Here is an 18,639-nt window from a genome sequence, read left to right as displayed (position 1 = left end):
GAAATGGGGACTTAAGGATATGAACATCCTCTACCAGATAAGATACTCAAAAGGTTGAACCGCCGTATACGGATCCGTACGTACGGTGGTGTGAGAGGTCGGGGCTGTGAAGCCCCTCCTACTCGATTCAACTACCTCATCATTAGGGTTTTCAGACTGATAGCAAGCTATAAAAGCTTCACCAACAGCTTTGCTGTAGGAGGTTGATGCGTCATTTGGGTTTGCCGTGATGTATAATACAGTTTCCATGTTATATAACTCCTTTTATGATATGATTTGTCTTTTTAATAAGATGAACTATGCAAATTATACCGAATATTAAAAAAATATGATAGAAATATGCAAATAGTATGCAAAATCACTATCTAAAAGACTGTATTATTTATGACGCAATTTCTATAAACTATGCATTAAGAACTTAAATCATATAGTCAGTAGTTAGTAACGGAAGCTGTCGCTCCTCAAATGAAATTGGTTCCCTTTCCGCAGGCACGGCCTCAACTAATTTTTAGAAGAAGAACACTTCTAAAAATGGATTTTCGGCTCGCGCTGTTCCTGCAGGAGTGTCACCAATTTCATTTGATACGCTAGTGTGTAACTCGTGAATTAAGTAGCATGTAAAATGCTTTATTATATTTAATTACATGAATTAGCTACAATATAAATTGAATGCCATATAAAAAAAGATACGCTATCTAGCGGAGTAAGTAAAATGGTCGAGACTCCAGTGGGAACAGCGCGAGCTGAAGATCCACTCGGAAAGCGGTCTTTGCTTATCCGAGTTAGCTGAAGCCGTGCCCACGGAAAGCGAGTCCATTTTACTTATGAAGCGTGTATTTAATTCATGTCTATAGTTACGACGCATTTTATATCAAATCTTAATTAAAATGAAATAATGTTTAAAGCGCTCAAAATTAAAGAGCCTTCAATGTAGAAAAGGCTCTTAAAGTCTTAATGCAATTGATTGGTGTAATGGTGAAAGGATTCCATTGCAAGGGTAACTCCTTGAGAAAAGGCTGCTCCTCCACCTAATGCAGTGCTAACACCAATTGTTTCTGCAACTTCTTCCTCAGTAGCACCGTGTTCGACGGCACCTTTTGTATGGTAAATAATGCAATATTCATCTTGGGCATAAATACTTATTCCTAAAGCCATAAGCTGCTTTTCTTTTTCACCAATCGTTCCAGCTTCAAAACAGGCGTCAGTAAAATCCATGTATTGTTGTGTGACTCTTGGTAAATGTGCTTTTAGGTGACTAGTTCCTTCTTTGTAGTTTAAAATAGATTGATCATAAAAGTTATCGGGCAGTTCTTGATTCATATCCATATCATCCCACCTTTCTTTGTAGTTAATTGTAGGGTGGCTTTTAATAAAGTAACTTATGTGTGGAAAATGATGGTCCGCTTGTGATTAATGAAATAGACATGTGACTGTTAACGCAGTAAAATAAGTAAAGAGGTGATGAAGATGAGCGATCAACAAAAAACAATTATTCAAGTAAGAGATAATGGGTCTATTTTAGTCAAAGGTGATGTGGAATTATTGGATGCCGAGGGAAATCGTTACGAAACGAAGCCTGCATTTTCACTTTGCCGATGTGGGGCTTCAAAAAACAAACCATTTTGCGATGGGGCTCACAAAAAAATTCAATTTGAAAATGTATCAAGAGCAAAATAACCTGAAGCACAACTAGTTCAAGATGTGAAAGACGTCAAGCTACTTTTATAGTATCTTGGCTTTTTTTGGTTGGATATACAGGGACGCCTTTTGAGTTTCCCCAAAAGGCGCCATTTATCTGACTTTACGTCAGTTAATTTTTTTAGTTAATTTTAGTGCTTTGTGACAGCAAATACGACTTGTGCTGCATCTGCATCAATGAGTGATTTTCGCTTACTACGACGTGTTGTTAATTTGTCAATAATAGAAATTACTTTGAAAGTGATTAAAATTACCGCTAAAAGATAAAGAGACAATAACATACTCATCTATCCCCTTTCAAGATATAAAATCATTCATATATAAATGAATTCATCTATATAATACCAAATAATACGAATAAGTAAATATATATATTGAAATTCTTTTAATTTCTTTTAAATACTTCACTTTCTGTTCAAATTCTTTGAATTTATTTTATGATTTGTTAACAAAGCTCACAAGTTTAATTTGATATACATTGTGGAATTGTAAATTGATACAATGCGTATACTTTAGTGTATAGCTTAAGAATTGCAATTAAATTTTAAATATGCTATTTTTTAGAACAATATAATTTTCGTAATAAAAGATCTAGGAGGTAGTAAAATGCGCCATGTTACTATGGAAAAGCTTTTTGTTCATCCAATTGTTCAAAAATATGTCGGAAGATCTGGAATGGCACATGCTATTGCTGTTGCGGAAAAAGCTGTTGATATAGCGATTAAAAAGAATGTTAACCCTGACCTTGCTGCTAAAGCAGGCCTTTTACATGATATTGGTCATTACAAATGGTATCAAAATGGCGAATGGAATTTTGAACTTTATAAAGAGAATGATATTCATGCCATAAAAGGTGCAGAAAGGGCGCATAAGTTATTGGTGAGGTGTGAGGAGAATTTGCAAGATGCAAAGGAAGTAGCCTTAGCTATTTTATTACACACTGATTCTTACTTGCCTGAAGGAGAATTGCAGTTGCGTCCCCTACAACAAATCGTTGCAGAAGCGGATACTGCTGATGAGGAAGTTGGTGGTGCGCATCATTATAGACAAATTGATTATGACATAGCACTTAAGCGAATTAGAGATTTAGATGCAAAGATTGAAAGTCTAATGCTAGCAAACGAAAATGATGAACAAAAAAATTAATAGCCAATAAAAACTATATGTACCAATTTCAAACTAACTTATTTTTATTTTATAAATTCCTTTCTCTTTTAATCATATTTCAATATTTACTATCCTCTTGATTTTCAGCCATTAAAACTCTGTCATTAAATGAATAAAATATACTCTTACACTATTAAACTATGATAAACTAAATAAGAATTCATGGGGCGGTCTGATTTTCGCTATAAAGGTGTGATAAAGTGCTATTTAAAAAAAATAGAAAAAAAGTGGAACTATCTGAGAAAGAGTTTCGTCTAATATATGATCTGTTTTATGAACGAGTATACCGCGATGCATATTTTGTGATTAAAGATCGATATTTAGCACAAGATATTGTCCAGGATACTTTTGTCAAAGCTTACAAGCATATAAGTAATTTGGAAAGCAGAGAAAAATTAGGAGCATGGTTATCGACTATTGCTACAAGAACAGCAATTGATTTGATCCGCAAACAAAATACTTGGAATGGTATACCAACAGAAGACCTGGCATTAAACTATATGCACTCGAAGCAGGAGATAGCTTCTTCTGTTGAGGTGATTGTGGAAAATGAATTAATTCAGGAGGCGCTCATTGTAAAAATCTCTGAACTAAAACCAGAGTATAGAGAAGTAATTGTACTAAAGTATATTCATGAACTGAAAGATACAGAAATTGCACAATGGACAGATTTAAAAGAAGGAACAGTTAAATCGCGCATTCATCGGGCAAAGAAAGAATTACGTGTTCTTATACAAAAAGACGAGTCATGTAAACCTCTATTTGGTGGTGAAATATCATGAATCAATCGAACGAAAAGCAGATATGGAATGATCACTTTTTACAAGAATCTGTTAAAAAAAATTATAATGAAGCACCAGATGGCCCAGTATCCAAAGAAGCAGTCTGGCAAAGGATTAATAGTGAATTAACAGAAGATTCATCAAGAAAACATTCGCGCTTCATAAATACAAAGGTATTAAGTGTCGCTTGCGTATTTTTAATTTTAGTAATTAGCTCGATGTTTTTTCAGCTAAAGGGAGGAGAAGCATTTGGCTGGTTTACGGATTATTTTATCCGGGATCAAGGAAAATCAACCCAGATAATAAACCAATTATCAGATAAAGAAATCACCACGGATAATTTACCGCCATTACCTAATAGAGACGATTTAGAAGTAAAAGAGCTTATTCCAATAGAAGAGAAAATGAGCCTTACAGAGGCGAATGCAACTGTTAGTTTTACATTATTAAATCCTACAGTCGTACCTGAGGGTTATACGTTAAAAGATGTGACAGTAATTACATTTGCTGATTATCCAAAAGAAAAAGCATTTTTAACATACGAGGGTGCTGAAAGTGAGTTTACAATTCATCAAGAACCTATAGTGGGTGAACAATATTCTAGTAATATAACTGTAAACAATAAACATGCAATTGTCGAAACGATTAACATTAACGGTTCAGACGCGACTTATCTAGGTTTTAGTAATGGAAAGGCCGAATTAATTTGGTTACGCATGCGAACGTTAATTACTATAAAGGGTGAACTTTCTTTAAGTGATATGAAGAAAGTTGCTGCTTCGTTGAATTAAACCAATTAATTAACTCAACCATACAAAAAAGGAATGCGATGCGCATTCCTTTTTTGTTTATTAAATGTAATGCAATATTAGATGACGCAAAAATTATAAATTCTGTCTCAAACATTTTAAAGGTAAAAAGAGTTATAAATTCCAAGTAGTATACCTTTTTTAAAATAAATTTACTATCGAAGGTCAATTATACTGCTGTAAGTAGTTTCACTATTGTAAGTGCCGCCTTCTTTTACAAAATGAACAGTTTTTATCCGATATTGGTAACCCTTTGAAACAGAAAAGAGGGTTGCTTTATCAATTGAAGATGAGTTGTAATCAATGAATTCTCTACTCAATCCAGTGTTGTTCCAAATTCCTGTTGTACGGTTTATTGTTTGAAGGTAAAGACGTAACCCAATGGTATCAACGCGTGTAATACTGCTGGTTGCACTGTTTGAAACAATTGTTGTATTACTAACCTCTGTTATGTCATTCTTTGTTGTTAGAATATAGTCCGTTGTGTTAGTGGTTATGTTAATCGTTGTAAAGTCTTCCTTATCTTCTGTTGCAAGTATTGCTGTAGGCATAAGGAGTATTGTAAATAATAATATTAATCCACAACATAGAATTTTTTTCATTACTATATCCACCTTTCTATATGTTATATAGTAGTCGGATAAAGTAATGAAAACGTTCCCATTTTTTGAAAGAAATTTAAAATATTAGTATGAAAGATAAGTAGTAATGTATTTGATCAATTGTTCAGCTCGAACTTGATTTGTGTGATGCTGTCTAATGAAATTATAACCGTTAGTTGTGATTCTCTCTCTCTCAACTTCGTTATCTAGATAATAAGTTGCTTTTTGGTAAACATCGTCTTCTGTACATGCTACAAAATTTTCTCCATCGATAAAACCTAATGCGTCAATATCATCATTTGATTCTGCTAATAATAAACTCTTACACCCAGGTGCCTCGAAGAACTTTAAGACGGGTAATCCACCAATGCTACTTCTGCTACCGCAGGTAAAGAAAATTTTTGCTCTATTTATCTCTTGTGCATATTTCTCATTGAAAAATACATGCTTTGATTGTTCTTCAAGATAGCGAGAGTGAGGATGACATAAAAAACCCGGTTCACTTTTTAGCTTTTCCAATACTACCTTTCTAAATGGATAACGATCTTCTTTAGGGACTATTATTGGTCGTCCTGTTACGTTGTAATGCACTAACCCCATTAATAAGTAATTTATCGTTTTTTCTTGTTTCCAATCTTTTATAATTTCGGGATTTATTGACCATGGAAGCCATCTTAATTTAGATGCATATTGCGGGAAAACAGTAAGAAAAGGACGGTTACTTACAGAAAAAATAATATCTATTCTATTTTGTTCAATATATTCAATTCTCTTCTGTGGTTTCCAATGTAGATCTATTACAAAACATCCTTTAGGAATTGTGATTTGCTCCAATCCTGTGATCCTGGGAGATAGTCGATATCCCCAAGCTATATCATAGTGAAAAATAAAATCAGGTTCAAGGTTTAAATGAGTAAGAATATCATGAATATCACCGTCGTTGTACCAGTAATAGACATCAGCATAAGTTGTTATAGTTTTTAAAATAGCTGCTTTTGCTTTGTGCTTTGGATATTGGAGCCAAAACGGTTTGACTAATACAAGTACTTTTATTCTCTTGCTCAATCACTATCACTCCTTTCTTATGTGTTTTTTAGCATATGAGACAAGGTGAAAGTTTCGTAGTGAGTATATAATAGAAAAAATGTCACAAAATTGTTTTTAAATTGTTCAGAAATTTCATATAATTGTGATAAAATGATAAGAACCCAATTTTGAGTAGGGTATCTATAATTATATTTAATGAGGAGGAGCAATATGCAACAGGAAAATGAAGAACTAGCGCGTGCAACGGGAGATGCACAAATAGAGACATTGAAATTCCGATTTGGTGCATTCGGGGCTGCTGTTCCGCTACTATTTTTTGTTATATGGGCAATTACAACAAGTGTATTGCAATTATCATCAGAAGCGGGACTTGTGATGGGTGCTGTGCTTGGTATTACGCTCGGGTTATTTTTTTGTAAAAGCAAGTGGGCTGATTATGCGCAAGGTCTATTTGATGGTCTAGCACAACCAATTGGTGTCGTTGCAATGGTCGCATGGTTTTATGCGGGGATGTTTGCACAAGTTTTACAAGTCGGAGGATTAGTTGAAGGGCTTGTATGGATTGGTACAGCAACTGGATTTACCGGTGGTTTGTTTGTTGGTCTAACATTTATTTTAGCAGCTACTTTTTCTACAGCAGTTGGAACAGGTTATGGTACAACTGTTGCATTCTGTACTTTAATGTATCCAGCAGGAGTTGCAACAGGTGCAGATCCGACAATGTTATTCGCAGCTATTTTGGCTGGTTCTGTATTTGGTGATAACTTAGCACCAGTTTCTGATACCACAATTGTATCAGCAACAACGCAAGGTGCAGATGTACCTGGTGTGGTACGTAGTCGTTTTAAGTATGCTATTGCTGCAGCAATTCCTACCGTAATTTTATTTATGATATTTGGTGGTGGGGGTGACGCAGTAGGAAATCAAAATGTAATTGAAGAAGGACTTAGTCCAGCTGGGTTGCTTATGTTAATTCCGTTTGCTATTGTGCTTGTTCTAGCATTATCTGGTCATCATCTACTTACTTCCTTAACATGGGGTATTCTAGCCGCTGTTGTTGCAATTGCTATTTTCCCAATAGGTTCATTAAGTGCAATTATATCTTTTAATCCAGATGCCGATGCAATCGTTGAAGGAGCCTTAATAAATGGGATCACAGGTTATATGAATATGGCAATTTTAATTTTATTAATTGTTGCATCAGCGCATCTATTAAAATTAGGTGGTACGATGAAAGCTATTACGACGACATTAGTTAAGTGGATAAAGAAATCTGTAAGGCGTGCGGAAGTTTCTATTTGGGCTATTGTTGCACTATTAAATAGTGCAATAACGATTAATACAGCGGCTGAAATTGCAGCTGCCCCTTTTGTTAGTGAATTGGGTGAAAAATATAAAATTCATAGTTACAGACGTGCGAACATGCTGGATGCAATTACTTCTGCGTTAGGTTATATTTTTCCGTGGGGTGCTCCTGTTCTGCTTGGGTGGTCTACGATTAACATGATGCAAGGTACCTATGAGTGGTTGCCAATTGTTGCACCAACAGCAGTATTCCCATTTGTTTTCCAGGGTTGGTTCTTGGTAATTGTAATGTTGGTTGCTGCTCTTACAGGTTGGGGTTTACGCTACCAAGGTAAGAATGGTGAAGAATTGACAGAACCGCCAGAAGACGCGTATGAAGAGAAAGTAATATAAGCCAAAAAGCCAACTATATTTTTGTATAGTTGGCTTTTTAATTATCTAGCTCTTTCTTCAAATAACGAACTAATCGTTATAATTGTTTTTACTGATTTCTCCATATTGTCAACAGAGATATACTCATATTTACCGTGAAAATTTTCCCCTCCAGTAAAGATGTTAGGTGTGGGTAGTCCCATGAAGGAAAGCTGTGAACCATCTGTTCCACCACGGATTGGCTGGATGATTGGTTCAATAGCTAATTGTTTCATTGCATCAGAAGCAATATTGACAATTTCACGAACAGGTTCAATCTTTTCGCGCATGTTGTAGTATTGATCTGTCATTTCCAGTGTTACACTGTTTTCCCCATATTTTCGTTTGAATTCATCTACTAACTTAGTAATGGTTGATTTTTTTGAGTTAAATTTATCACGATCGTGATCACGAATAATATAATAGAGCTTTGCTGTTTCAACATCACCTTCGAATGAAAGTAAGTGATAAAACCCTTCATACTCTTCAGTGAACTCTGGTGCTTCTTGCGCGGGTAATCGATCATTAAAAGCTATTGCGATCTTTGAAGCATGAACCATTTTGTTTTTCGCTGTACCCGGATGTACATTGTTTCCTTTAAAGGTTACCTTTGCTGCTGCAGCATTAAAACTTTCATATTGTAGCTCACCAAGTGGCCCTCCGTCAACGGTATAGGCAAAGTCAGCACCGAATGCTTGGACATCAAATTTATGAGGCCCACGTCCGATCTCTTCATCTGGTGTGAACGCAACACGTATTTTTCCATGTTTTATTTCAGGGTGTTGAATTAGGTAATCCATTGCGGTCATAATTTCTGCAACACCTGCTTTATTATCCGCTCCTAGTAATGTCGTTCCATCAGTTGTAATTAGAGTATGTCCCTGATATTTCTTAATTTCTGGATAGTCCTTTGTTCTTAGCGCGACATTTAATGCGCTATTTAATGTAATATCATTCCCATCGTAATTTTCGATAATTTGTGGCTTTACATCTTTTCCTGTGAAGTCCGTTGCTGTGTCGATATGGGCTAAAAAGCCGATAGTAGCAAGATCTTTATCTGTATTAGGTGGGAGTGTTGCCATTACGTAACAATTTTCATCGATTGTTACTTCGGTCATTCCAATCTGCTTTAATTCATCAACAAGCATTTTTGCCAATACCCATTGGCCTTCTGTTGAAGGGCATGTAGTATTATTTTCGTTTGATTGTGTATCAACCTTGACATATGTAGTAAACCGATTAATTAAATCTTGTTTCATTATCTATTCATCTCCAATTTTTAAACTACACCTATTTTAGCATAATTAACTTATTTATTTTATCAGGCACCTCTCATAAATATTATTCCCTATTAATACAGAGTTGAGGTAAACTCCGTCGTAACTAGTAACGTTAGTTACTAACCCTAATCCGCTACGTCAGTAAATGGATTCCCTTTCCGTGGGCTCAGTCTCAGCTAACTCGGAGGAAAAACGCCTCCGAGTGGATCTTCGACTTGAGCTGTTCCCACAGGAGTGTCATCCATTTGCTGACTGCGCTGGATAGCGTATCTATATTTTTATTGGTTGCAATGTTTACGGTTATAACTCACATTGTAAGCTTTTCTTAATTATAGTGTACTATCTAGCGTATCAAATAAAATTGACGACACTCCTGCAGGAACAGCGCGAGCTGAAGATCCACTAGGAAGCGTTTTTTGCTTCCTAGTTAGCTGAAGCCGTGCCTGCGGAAAGGGAGTCAATTTCATTTGAGGAGCGATAACTTACGTTCCTTATTACTGACTGGTTTAGGTTTTTAATGCAGAGTCTATCTAAATTGTGTCATAAACAACTGTCTTTTAGAAAATCAAAAAAACCTACTCTAGCTTGAGTAGATTTTCCTTTGTAATGGCTTAATATGCTTGTCCAATATTGGATCTTTTATTTGTCTAGATGAATTGATTCAAACCATTTTTCCCAGTCTTCTAATTTACCTGAAAGAATATGGTCTTGATATTTTTCGGGTAAATGTTTTACCGCATGTCCACCAATTATATAATCAGGTTGATTCTGTTGTTTTTCTATTTCCTTAATAAAATCTTCTAAATAGATGATGTGATCATCTAGTGTAATAGAAAAGCAAACTAGTTTGATATGATTTATTTTAATAATGGATGAGATATTATCTTTTGGTGTGTTTTCACCAACATATATGACATCGACTCCTCTTTTTCTTAAGAATAAAGAGAAAAGTAACAAACCAATGTTGTGCAATTCTTTAGAGGGGCAAATAGCTAACGCTTTAATAGGCTGTTTACCAATTGGATTATCTTCAAAAAAATGAAGGATTTTTCGTTGTAAATAGTGACTAATAAAATGCTCTTGTGCAACACTTAATTCAGCCTTATGCCACTGTTCTCCAACTTTATGTAATATCGGGACGAAGACGTGGTGGAAGACTTTTTCATAATCACAAGTTGACAGAGCTGTATGTATCAATTTTGATGCATGACTTGTATTGTAATGGACTAAAGCATCATAAATGTCATGGGTCAGTTGTACATAACTGATATCATTTAAAATTGATAACTCATGTTTGTTTTTCTGATTCTTTATTTTATTTAACGCAATCATTGCTTGGCGAATCGATACTTTATTATTTTCTTTCTCTTTCAATACCCACTTTAGATCTTCTAAATTCTCTTGTGTGTATATTCTAGTGCCACCTTCTGTACGAGTTGGTTTAATTACACCATAGCGATTTTCCCACGCTCGTAATGTTATCGGCGATACACCAATTAATTCAGATATTTTTTTAATACCGTACATGAGGACCACTCTTTTCTCCAAACATCAATTCTTAGATTATATCATGGATTAAAAATAAAACAAAAATCTATACAAAAGTTATACAAATATTATATAATGAAAACAACAGATTTGTCACGAATTAATTCTTTGGATTATTAAAGGCGGAAGAGGAGACGATTACATGAATAAAAAAGTTATTGTAGTAGGTGCTGGTCCAGGAGGTCTAGCAACAGCAATGCGGTTAGGTGCTGAAGGATATCAAGTAAAAGTATTTGAAAAGCAGCCACATATTGGTGGTCGTACATCAAAAATAGAGTTAGGCGAGTATTCATTTGATTTAGGCCCAACCTTTTTTATGATGCCGCAAATGTTAGAAGAGTTATTTATGAAATCAGGGCGAAATTTGCATGATTATGTCGACATGCGAGAAGTTGATCCACTTTATACACTGAAGTTCGGTGACGTCTCCTTTATACCAAGTAAAGATCCGGAGGAAACAAAAGCGGAAATTAAACGTTTATTTCCAGGTAATGAAGAAGGGTATGAAAGGTTTTTAGAGCGTGAAGGTGAAAAATTTGAACGTGTTATTGCATTGTTGAAGCAACCATTTACAAAGTGGAGTGACTTTTTTAGTAAAGAAATGTGGCGAGCGCTTCCGAAGTTGAATGCTGTCGATACAGTATATGGACGGCTTTCAAAATATTTCACAGATGAAAGGTTGAAATGGGCTTTTTCTTTTCAATCAAAATATCTTGGGATGTCTGCATGGGAGTGTCCGGGTACTTTTACGATTCTATCATTCTTAGAACATCGTTATGGGTTGTTTCACCCGATTGGAGGAGTCAACCAAGTATGTGCTGCAATGGAACGTGTTATAAGAGAGCAGGGTGGTGAAATTTTCACTAGTACCGGTGTTAAACGTGTCTTGGTTGAGGATGGTAGTGCAAAAGGTGTTCAATTAGAAACTGGAGAAAAAGTTTTAGCGGATGATGTGGTAATTAATGCAGATTTCGCCTATGCCATGACCCATCTTTTTGATCAAGATCAATTAACGAAGTATAAAAAAGAAAAGATAGAGAAAAAAAGCTATTCATTATCTACGTTTATGATGTACTTGGGTGTGGACCAAAAGATTGATTTACCCCATCATATGGTGCTTTTTGCTGATGGATATAAAGAAAATGTAGATGATATTACGAAAAAAGGACGCCTTTCAGAGGATGCATCGATCTATATTCATAATCCATCTAAACTTGATCCAACATTGGCTCCAGAAGGAAAGTCAGCCTTATATGTATTGATGCCTGTTCCGAATTTAGACGCTGCTATTGATTGGGAAGAAGAGAAGCCTCGTTTACGTGAAAAGATTATTCGCCGTTTAGAATTAGAAACTGGAATTAATGATATAGAAAAGCATATTGAAGTGGAAAAAATTGTATCACCATTAGAGTGGCAAAATGAATATTTTGTTTACCGTGGCGCTACATTTAATTTGTCACACAATTTAAATCAAATGATGTACTTTCGTCCGCATAATAAGTTTGAAGATGTTGATCATTGCTTTTTGGTCGGTGGAGGTACACACCCTGGAAGTGGATTACCAACCATCTTTCAATCTGCCATGATTAGTTCTGATTTATTAGATGAACAATACGATAGGAATATTCCGCAAGATATTAAACAAGATACGGTACAAATAAAGGAGCAGGTCTAATGGATATTGGGATTGTTGGAGCGGGAATAGGTGGACTAACAGCAGCCTTACTTTTAGAAAAACAGGGTCATAATGTAACAATTTATGAAAAAGAAGAACAGCTTGGCGGTAGAGTGGTGTTTCAGTCCAACGGTGAATTCAAAATAGATCAAGGACCAACAATTGTACTTCTACCAGAGATGTTACTTGAAATATTAGAAGAGGCTGGAATTAGTCGAGAAGCAGTTGACTTAATACCATGTGATCCTCTTTATGATATTCATTACCCAGATGGAACTATATACAGGAAATGGCGCGACACAGAAAAACAAAAGCAAGAAATAAAAAAAGTGTTTCCCAATGAAGTGAAGGGCTTTACACAATATATGGAGGAAATGAAGAAAATCTATCAGTTTGGTACAGAAGCCTTTTTATCGCGTACTTTTGGGCGCAAAAGAGATTTTCTTTCCTATCAAAATATTAAATTCATCTTGCAATCGCAGTCTTATCAGAGTGTAACAAATTATTTATCAAAATTCTTTAGTGATATTCGTTTGCGCCATGCCTACGCGTTACAAACTTTATATATTGGGGGAGCGCCCCATCGTGTTCCTGCCCTATACGGTTTGATTTCATATAGTGAGCACGAATTCGGTATTTGGTATGTAAAAGGTGGCTATGCAAGTTTGATTCCTCTATTAGAACAAGCATGTATAGCTCGTGGGGTTACCATTCAGAAGCAAACAACTGTTGATGAAATTGTGATAGAAAACGATCGCGCAACAGGAATAAAAGTGGCGGGAGATACACATTTACATGACACGATTGTTTTTAATGGTGATTATCCGACGATTCAATCATTGATTCCTGAGAAGCACGTGCAAAAGAAGAAAACAAATCCTTCATCAGGGTGTTTGCTTGTTTATTTAGGGGTAAAGAAAAGATGGGAACAGGCAATACCGCATCAATTTTTCTTATCTGAGGATTTCGATGGCTATATGAAACAGGTAACTGAAGGAAGTAATGTTCCGCATGACGCATCTTGTTACGTATTTAACCCAGTAGCACTTGATGATGAAGCCGCCCCAGAGGATAAAAGTGTTTTATATCTACTTATTCCTGTACCTGCTAATATGAAAGAAGATGCTAAAGCTATTGAACGTTTAATAGAAACACAGATTGATAGAGTGGAACAAACTTGTTTTCCTGAATTGCGTAATTCAATTGAATGGAAAGATGTTCGGACGCCAAGGGATGCAGAAGCAGAAGGTTTATTTCAAGGTGGAAGCTTTGGGATTGCACCAGATATCAAGCAATCGGGTGGATTTAGACCACAAATTATTCATCCAACGATTAAAGGTTTATATGCGGTGGGTGCTTCTGTACACCCAGGTGGTGGGATTCCAATTGTGATGCAAGGGGCTAGGCTGTTGAGTCAACATATCAAAAAGGAGGTAAAGGAAAATGTTAAATGAAGATATAGCATTAGCGTGTAAAGATATGATGAAAAAGGGTTCATCTAGTTTCTATCATGCTTTTAAATTTTTACCGAAAAAACAACGAGAAGCTGTTTATGTCATTTATTCTTTTTGCCGAATGATTGATGATGCAGTTGATGAACCAGAAAATTCCCCGTATACATTAGATGAGTTAGAATATCACTTTAATCAATTAGACGAAGCGAATGGTCATTTTATTTGGCCAGCCTTGCGTTGGGTATTCAGCGAATATAATTTATCAAAGGAACCATATTATACGCAAATTAGTGGGCAACGTTTAGATTATGTCCGCACCACTTATCAAACGATGGAAGAACTAGAAGACTATTGTTATCGAGTAGCGGGCTCTGTTGGAGAGATGTTAATTCCAGTTCTGCGTGATAATGCAAACAAGGAATTTGTTGAGGCCGGTATATATTTAGGAAAAGCGATGCAGATCGTTAATATTATTCGTGATATTGGAGCAGATCAAAAATTAGGTCGAAGATATGTACCATTAGAATTAATGGAGAAATATTGCTATACGGAACATGAGTGGCGAAACCAAATTGTAAATGATGCGTTGAAAGATGTCATTCATGATTTAACGAACAAAGCTGATGTGTGGTTTAGTTATGGAATGCAGTATATAGACCTATACCCGCCTAAGAGTGCCTTATCTATGAAACTTGCAGCAGGCTATTATCGCGAGATTATTCGAGTTGTTCGAGAAAATGATTATCATGTATTTACAGAAAGAGCAATTGTCACGAATAAAAGAAAAAGTCAATTGTTGCTACAGTTGACGAAATAGAAAGTAGGCATTTTATGCAAGAAAAAAGACTCGTGTTATATCCATTATTCTTAATATGGTATTCAATTGGTCTTGTTTTACAATTGTTTTGGTACGTACCTAGTAGTCTAGCTTTCTCGAAGGCACTCTTTCTCATATTCTATGCGCTTTGTTTAATGGAACTAATAGGAGATATGACAGGTAAGTGGCAATCATTACTAAAAGGAGTCGCGGCTATTGCTATAATAACTTTTTCGGTAGAGGCGGTTAGTGTTGCTACAGGGTTTCCATTTGGCTCTTATGACTATACCAATACACTTGGCCCACTTATTATTGGTGTTCCTTTTACAATTGCGCTAGCTTGGGTAGGTGTGATTCTTAATAGTTTACTACTGGCAAATCAAAATTCCAAAACGCTTCGAGCGATCGAAACGGGTGCTTGGGTCGTGGTACTTGATCTTATTTTAGATCCAGTTGCAGAAAAACTTCTTTTTTGGGAATGGCACGGTGCTGGAGCTTACTTTGGGATTCCGTTAACCAATTTTGTGACATGGTTTATTCTGGCTGCGCTCTTAGCGTATCTATTCCCATTATATAAAATAAATAAGTCTGTTCATCGTAAGGTAACTTTTATTTTTCAATTAATGCTCTTCTTATTTGGTATGCTTGGTTTTAAAACGGGATTAATGCCAATAGGTTGGTTGAGTATTTTATTTATCTTAATAGTAGAAAGTAGGTATCGCTATGATTACCGCAGCAAAAAATAAACATTTTTCAAAATTGTTTTATTTATACCTGCAGAAGTACTTACTGAAACGTCATTTTTATACGGTTGTTGCGGAAGGTGAAATAGATACAGATCAAAAAGGTCCCGTGATTTATATAGCAAATCATAGCTCGTGGTGGGACGGTTTGTTACTTTTTTACCTAACGCAGCAACAATCTGCACAACATCATTTTATTATGATGGATGAAGAAGGTTTGAAACAATATCCTTTTTTTCGAAAATTAGGTGCGTTCTCGATAGATCGTGACCAACCTAAAGGAATTGTGCAGTCATTGAAATATAGTCAAAAATTAGTTGAACAAAATGGGTCGGTTTGGCTTTTCCCTCAAGGAGAAGTTCAACATCAAGACATACGTCCATTACAATTTCAATCTGGAATTGGTTATTTGCTGGAGCGGTTTGAACGTATCACGGTAAAACCTGTGACTTTTTATTATTCATTTGGTGAAATGCAAAAGCCGATTGCATCGATACATATCGGTGATGATTTCTCGGTGAATGGTACAAGTAAAAGTCGAAAGGAATGGACGGCTTATTTTCAGAACGTATTGGAAAAACAAGCAAATGCACAAAGAAAGAAGATTGTTGAAAACTTGGACTTTTACCAATTACCATCTGTCTATCAAGTAATAAAACCAAGCAAGTCTACAAGTGATCATTTGAATCGCTGGAAAGAAGGTGTGCAAAGGTGGATGCCATTCTCTTAGTAATTATCATAACTCTAATTTTTCAGCTCTTATTTGTTCTGTGGAACATTGCGGCGTTTCCCACATTGAAGAAAACAGCAGATGAAACAGCTGTTCAACCACGCATTTCGGTCTTAATTCCCGCACGTAATGAAGAAAAGAATATTAAGGCGTGCTTAGATTCTGTTATAAAGCAAACCTTTGCACCCTATGAAATAGTAGTATTAAATGATCACTCTACAGATCAAACAGCATCTTTCGTAGAAAGTTTTAATACAAGTGAGCCACCTGTTCGTTTGGTAGAAGGTGAAGATTTGCCAGATGGTTGGGTGGGAAAATCTTTTGCTTGTCAGCAACTAGCTGATCATGCGCAAGGGGATTGGTTTGTTTTTTTAGATGCAGATGCTAGGTTAGAAAATGATGCATTAGAAAAGTTAATTCCTTTGTTGCATGAGCAAAAAAGCGGGATTGTTTCTGGGTTTCCTAGACAAATTGTTCGTTCCTGGATGGAGAAGTTAGTAGTGACAATGATGCAATTTGTTATTATTTGTCATCTTCCGATTCGATATGTTCAGAAAGCTAAAAGTCCAAAGTTTGCAGCAGCACATGGTGCTTTTATTGTGGTCGAAAGAAGCAGCTACCTAAAGGTAGGTGGACATGCAGCGATTCGTACTAGCCTATTGGATGATATGCAATTAATGAAACAGTTTAAATCGTTTGGTTATCCTGCAACTTTAGCAAAAATTGATTCGATTGTGTATATGCGTATGTATGCCAATGCCAGACAAGTATGGTTAGGTTATCAAAAGAACTTATTTGCAGGTATAAATCGAAGTGGCTTTTTGTTTTCTAGTATCTTTTACTATTATAGTTTTTTATATCTTTTACCATGGTTTATTTTGTTATTTGGCGGAAATATGTTTTATGTCATTTCAGCATATGGTTTGGGGGCTTTAACCAAAATTATTATTGATCTCTCCAATCGTGTGTTTACACTAGCTAGTTTCTTACTTCCAATTAGTGTTGTGCTAATGTTGTCAATTGCAACAGATTCTTTATTAAGAAGTTACCAGAAACGTGGATACGAATGGAAAGGAAGGCGTTATTTGTGAAAAAAGTAGTTGTGATTGGAGCGGGGATTGGTGGACTTGCATGTGCTATTCGATTGGCTTACCATGGCTTTTCAGTTACGATAGTAGAAAAAGAAAGTAGAAGTGGTGGTAAGTTACAACCTGTAGATACTGCTGATTACCAGTTTGATCTGGGTCCAAGTACAGTCACGATGCAACACGTGTTTGCTGATCTTTTTACTGCATGCGATCGTCGTATAGAAGATTACCTCACTTTTTATCCAATCAAGGACGGAACACGTAACTTTTTTGCTGATGGTAATATTGTTGATTATAGTACAGATGTGGATCGAGTAGAGGAACAAATTGCAGTCTTTAGTCAGCATGATGCCACAAATTATCGTGCCTTTTTAGAGAAGAGTTCCTCATTTTATCAGATTGCAGAGAGACAGTTTTTTAGTCAACTCATGTATGCGTGGAAAGTAAAACTCTCCCCACATTTACTATTTGATTTTGTGAGAATTAAACCTTTTACATCGTATCAAAAGCTACTCCGAAGTTATTTTAATCATCCTAATACCCTTGCTATGTTTGGTCGATATGCAACATATGTAGGTTCTTCCCCTTATCATGCACCAGCTATCTTTAGCATGATGACCCATTTAGAAGGAAAACAAGGCGTTTATGGTATAAAAGGAGGAACTTATGCAATTGTTTCAGCTTTAGAAAGGTTAGCATTAGAATTAAATGTTACAATAAAAAAGAATACTACTGTAAAAAAAATAAACATAAACAATAAAAAAGCAGTTGGCGTTCAAACGAACAATGGTGAATTTTCTGCGGATGAGGTAATAGCTAATGTAGATGCACTTACAGTTTATCAGCAGTGGTTAAAAGACCATCCGATGAATCAGAAAATCACGAAAAAGGAACCTTCTTTATCGGGAATGACATTATTATTAGGTATCAAACAACAATATCAGCAATTACGCCATCACAATATCTTTTTTCCAGATGATTATAAGCGGGAATTTGACGCGATTTTTAAAGATAAGAAAATGCCTGTTGATCCTGCAATATATATTTGTAATTCAAGTTACTCTGAACCTTCAAGGGCTAAGGTAGGTGGCAGTAATTTATTTGTTCTATTAAATGCGCCAAGTTTATCGAAAAATACGATGTGGTCATCTAACATGAATGAAACGGTTCGTAACCAAGTATTGAATCGTTTAGAACGTAACGGCTTTACCAATCTTGAGGATTCTATTGAATACGAGGAAATAATGACACCAGATGATATAAAAAGGAGAACAGGTGCTTATCAAGGTACAATTTATGGAATGTCTTCCAATAGGTTTAAGCAAGCGTTTTTTAGAGTTCCGAATAAGGATACACATATCGAACATTTATATTTTGTTGGCGGCTCAACCCATCCAGGAGGAGGTACTCCAATGGTGACACTTTCAGGTTCATTAGTAGCGGACGATATTATTGATAGATACAAAATACAAAGGAGTTAGCA

Annotated in this window: 18 protein-coding genes; 12 read left to right on the top strand and 6 right to left on the bottom strand. The window is 35.7% G+C overall.

Features of this window, described 5'->3' with window-relative positions; translation table 11 throughout:
• Positions 1–951: 951 nt before the first annotated feature.
• Positions 952–1,326 (bottom strand): carboxymuconolactone decarboxylase family protein, encoded by a 375-nt coding sequence (locus D2K40_RS13865; protein WP_188618838.1) that lies wholly within the window; start codon positions 1,324–1,326, stop codon positions 952–954.
• A gap of 141 nt (positions 1,327–1,467) precedes the next feature.
• Here D2K40_RS13865 and D2K40_RS13860 point away from each other — a divergent pair, with 141 nt between their 5' ends.
• Complete coding sequence (locus tag D2K40_RS13860; protein WP_117156936.1) at positions 1,468–1,677, top strand: CDGSH iron-sulfur domain-containing protein; 210 nt, start codon at positions 1,468–1,470, stop codon at positions 1,675–1,677.
• A gap of 152 nt (positions 1,678–1,829) precedes the next feature.
• Here the strand turns inward: D2K40_RS13860 and D2K40_RS16450 are convergent, their stop codons facing one another.
• Positions 1,830–1,979 carry a hypothetical protein gene (locus tag D2K40_RS16450; protein WP_162879226.1) on the bottom strand — a complete coding sequence of 50 codons (150 nt, stop codon included), beginning with the start codon at positions 1,977–1,979 and terminating at the stop codon, positions 1,830–1,832.
• Between the two features lie 325 nt (positions 1,980–2,304).
• On the opposite strand from D2K40_RS16450, the gene D2K40_RS13855 reads away from it, so the two are divergent.
• From D2K40_RS13855 to D2K40_RS13845, 3 genes are all read left to right on the top strand, one after another.
• Positions 2,305–2,844 (top strand): HD domain-containing protein, encoded by a 540-nt coding sequence (locus tag D2K40_RS13855; RefSeq protein WP_117156935.1) that lies wholly within the window; start codon positions 2,305–2,307, stop codon positions 2,842–2,844.
• 221 nt (positions 2,845–3,065) lie between these two features.
• On the top strand, positions 3,066–3,647 hold the full coding sequence (locus D2K40_RS13850; RefSeq protein ID WP_117156934.1) for an RNA polymerase sigma factor: 582 nt from the start codon (positions 3,066–3,068) through the stop codon (positions 3,645–3,647).
• The gene (locus tag D2K40_RS13845; protein ID WP_117156933.1) at positions 3,644–4,438 is read left to right on the top strand and encodes a DUF4367 domain-containing protein; all 795 of its coding nucleotides are present in this window, start codon (positions 3,644–3,646) and stop codon (positions 4,436–4,438) included. The genes D2K40_RS13850 and D2K40_RS13845 overlap by 4 nt, the downstream gene beginning before the upstream one ends.
• A gap of 173 nt (positions 4,439–4,611) precedes the next feature.
• Here the strand turns inward: D2K40_RS13845 and D2K40_RS13840 are convergent, their stop codons facing one another.
• Positions 4,612–5,058: a hypothetical protein gene (locus D2K40_RS13840; protein WP_117156932.1), complete on the bottom strand. Its 447-nt coding sequence runs from the start codon at positions 5,056–5,058 to the stop codon at positions 4,612–4,614.
• 84 nt (positions 5,059–5,142) lie between these two features.
• Entirely contained in the window at positions 5,143–6,123 is a 981-nt protein-coding gene (locus D2K40_RS13835; protein ID WP_117156931.1) for a glycosyltransferase family protein, read from the bottom strand.
• Positions 6,124–6,315: 192 nt separating this feature from the next.
• Here D2K40_RS13835 and D2K40_RS13830 point away from each other — a divergent pair, with 192 nt between their 5' ends.
• Positions 6,316–7,803 (top strand): Na+/H+ antiporter NhaC family protein, encoded by a 1,488-nt coding sequence (locus tag D2K40_RS13830; RefSeq protein WP_117156930.1) that lies wholly within the window; start codon positions 6,316–6,318, stop codon positions 7,801–7,803.
• A 41-nt stretch (positions 7,804–7,844) separates the two neighbouring features.
• Here D2K40_RS13830 and pepT read toward each other — a convergent pair whose 3' ends face one another.
• Both pepT and D2K40_RS13820 read right to left on the bottom strand, forming a co-directional pair.
• Positions 7,845–9,080: a peptidase T gene (gene pepT / locus D2K40_RS13825; protein ID WP_117156929.1), complete on the bottom strand. Its 1,236-nt coding sequence runs from the start codon at positions 9,078–9,080 to the stop codon at positions 7,845–7,847.
• A 660-nt stretch (positions 9,081–9,740) separates the two neighbouring features.
• Positions 9,741–10,628 carry a MerR family transcriptional regulator gene (locus tag D2K40_RS13820; protein WP_117156928.1) on the bottom strand — a complete coding sequence of 296 codons (888 nt, stop codon included), beginning with the start codon at positions 10,626–10,628 and terminating at the stop codon, positions 9,741–9,743.
• Between the two features lie 163 nt (positions 10,629–10,791).
• On the opposite strand from D2K40_RS13820, the gene D2K40_RS13815 reads away from it, so the two are divergent.
• The 7 genes from D2K40_RS13815 to D2K40_RS13785 all read left to right on the top strand — a co-directional run bounded on the left by D2K40_RS13815 (position 10,792) and on the right by D2K40_RS13785 (position 18,637).
• Positions 10,792–12,324 carry a phytoene desaturase family protein gene (locus D2K40_RS13815; protein ID WP_117156927.1) on the top strand — a complete coding sequence of 511 codons (1,533 nt, stop codon included), beginning with the start codon at positions 10,792–10,794 and terminating at the stop codon, positions 12,322–12,324.
• Positions 12,324–13,778: a phytoene desaturase family protein gene (locus tag D2K40_RS13810; RefSeq protein WP_117156926.1), complete on the top strand. Its 1,455-nt coding sequence runs from the start codon at positions 12,324–12,326 to the stop codon at positions 13,776–13,778. Before D2K40_RS13815 ends, D2K40_RS13810 begins: the two co-directional genes overlap by 1 nt.
• A complete protein-coding gene (locus tag D2K40_RS13805) occupies positions 13,768–14,595 on the top strand; it encodes a phytoene/squalene synthase family protein (RefSeq protein WP_117156925.1) in 828 nt (275 codons plus the stop codon). The genes D2K40_RS13810 and D2K40_RS13805 overlap by 11 nt, the downstream gene beginning before the upstream one ends.
• A gap of 14 nt (positions 14,596–14,609) precedes the next feature.
• Positions 14,610–15,341, top strand: coding sequence for a carotenoid biosynthesis protein (locus tag D2K40_RS13800; RefSeq protein ID WP_117156924.1), 732 nt, complete (start codon positions 14,610–14,612; stop codon positions 15,339–15,341).
• The gene (locus D2K40_RS13795) at positions 15,319–16,068 is read left to right on the top strand and encodes a lysophospholipid acyltransferase family protein (RefSeq protein ID WP_117156923.1); all 750 of its coding nucleotides are present in this window, start codon (positions 15,319–15,321) and stop codon (positions 16,066–16,068) included. The genes D2K40_RS13800 and D2K40_RS13795 overlap by 23 nt, the downstream gene beginning before the upstream one ends.
• 65 nt (positions 16,069–16,133) lie before the next feature.
• Positions 16,134–17,159, top strand: coding sequence for a glycosyltransferase family 2 protein (locus tag D2K40_RS13790; RefSeq protein WP_162879225.1), 1,026 nt, complete (start codon positions 16,134–16,136; stop codon positions 17,157–17,159).
• Positions 17,156–18,637 (top strand): phytoene desaturase family protein, encoded by a 1,482-nt coding sequence (locus D2K40_RS13785; protein WP_117156921.1) that lies wholly within the window; start codon positions 17,156–17,158, stop codon positions 18,635–18,637. The genes D2K40_RS13790 and D2K40_RS13785 overlap by 4 nt, the downstream gene beginning before the upstream one ends.
• Positions 18,638–18,639 lie beyond the last annotated feature (2 nt).

This window comes from Paraliobacillus quinghaiensis (genome assembly GCF_003426025.1).
Lineage (GTDB): Bacteria > Bacillota > Bacilli > Bacillales > Amphibacillaceae > Paraliobacillus_A > Paraliobacillus_A quinghaiensis.
This window is presented reverse-complemented; position numbering and strand designations above follow the sequence as displayed.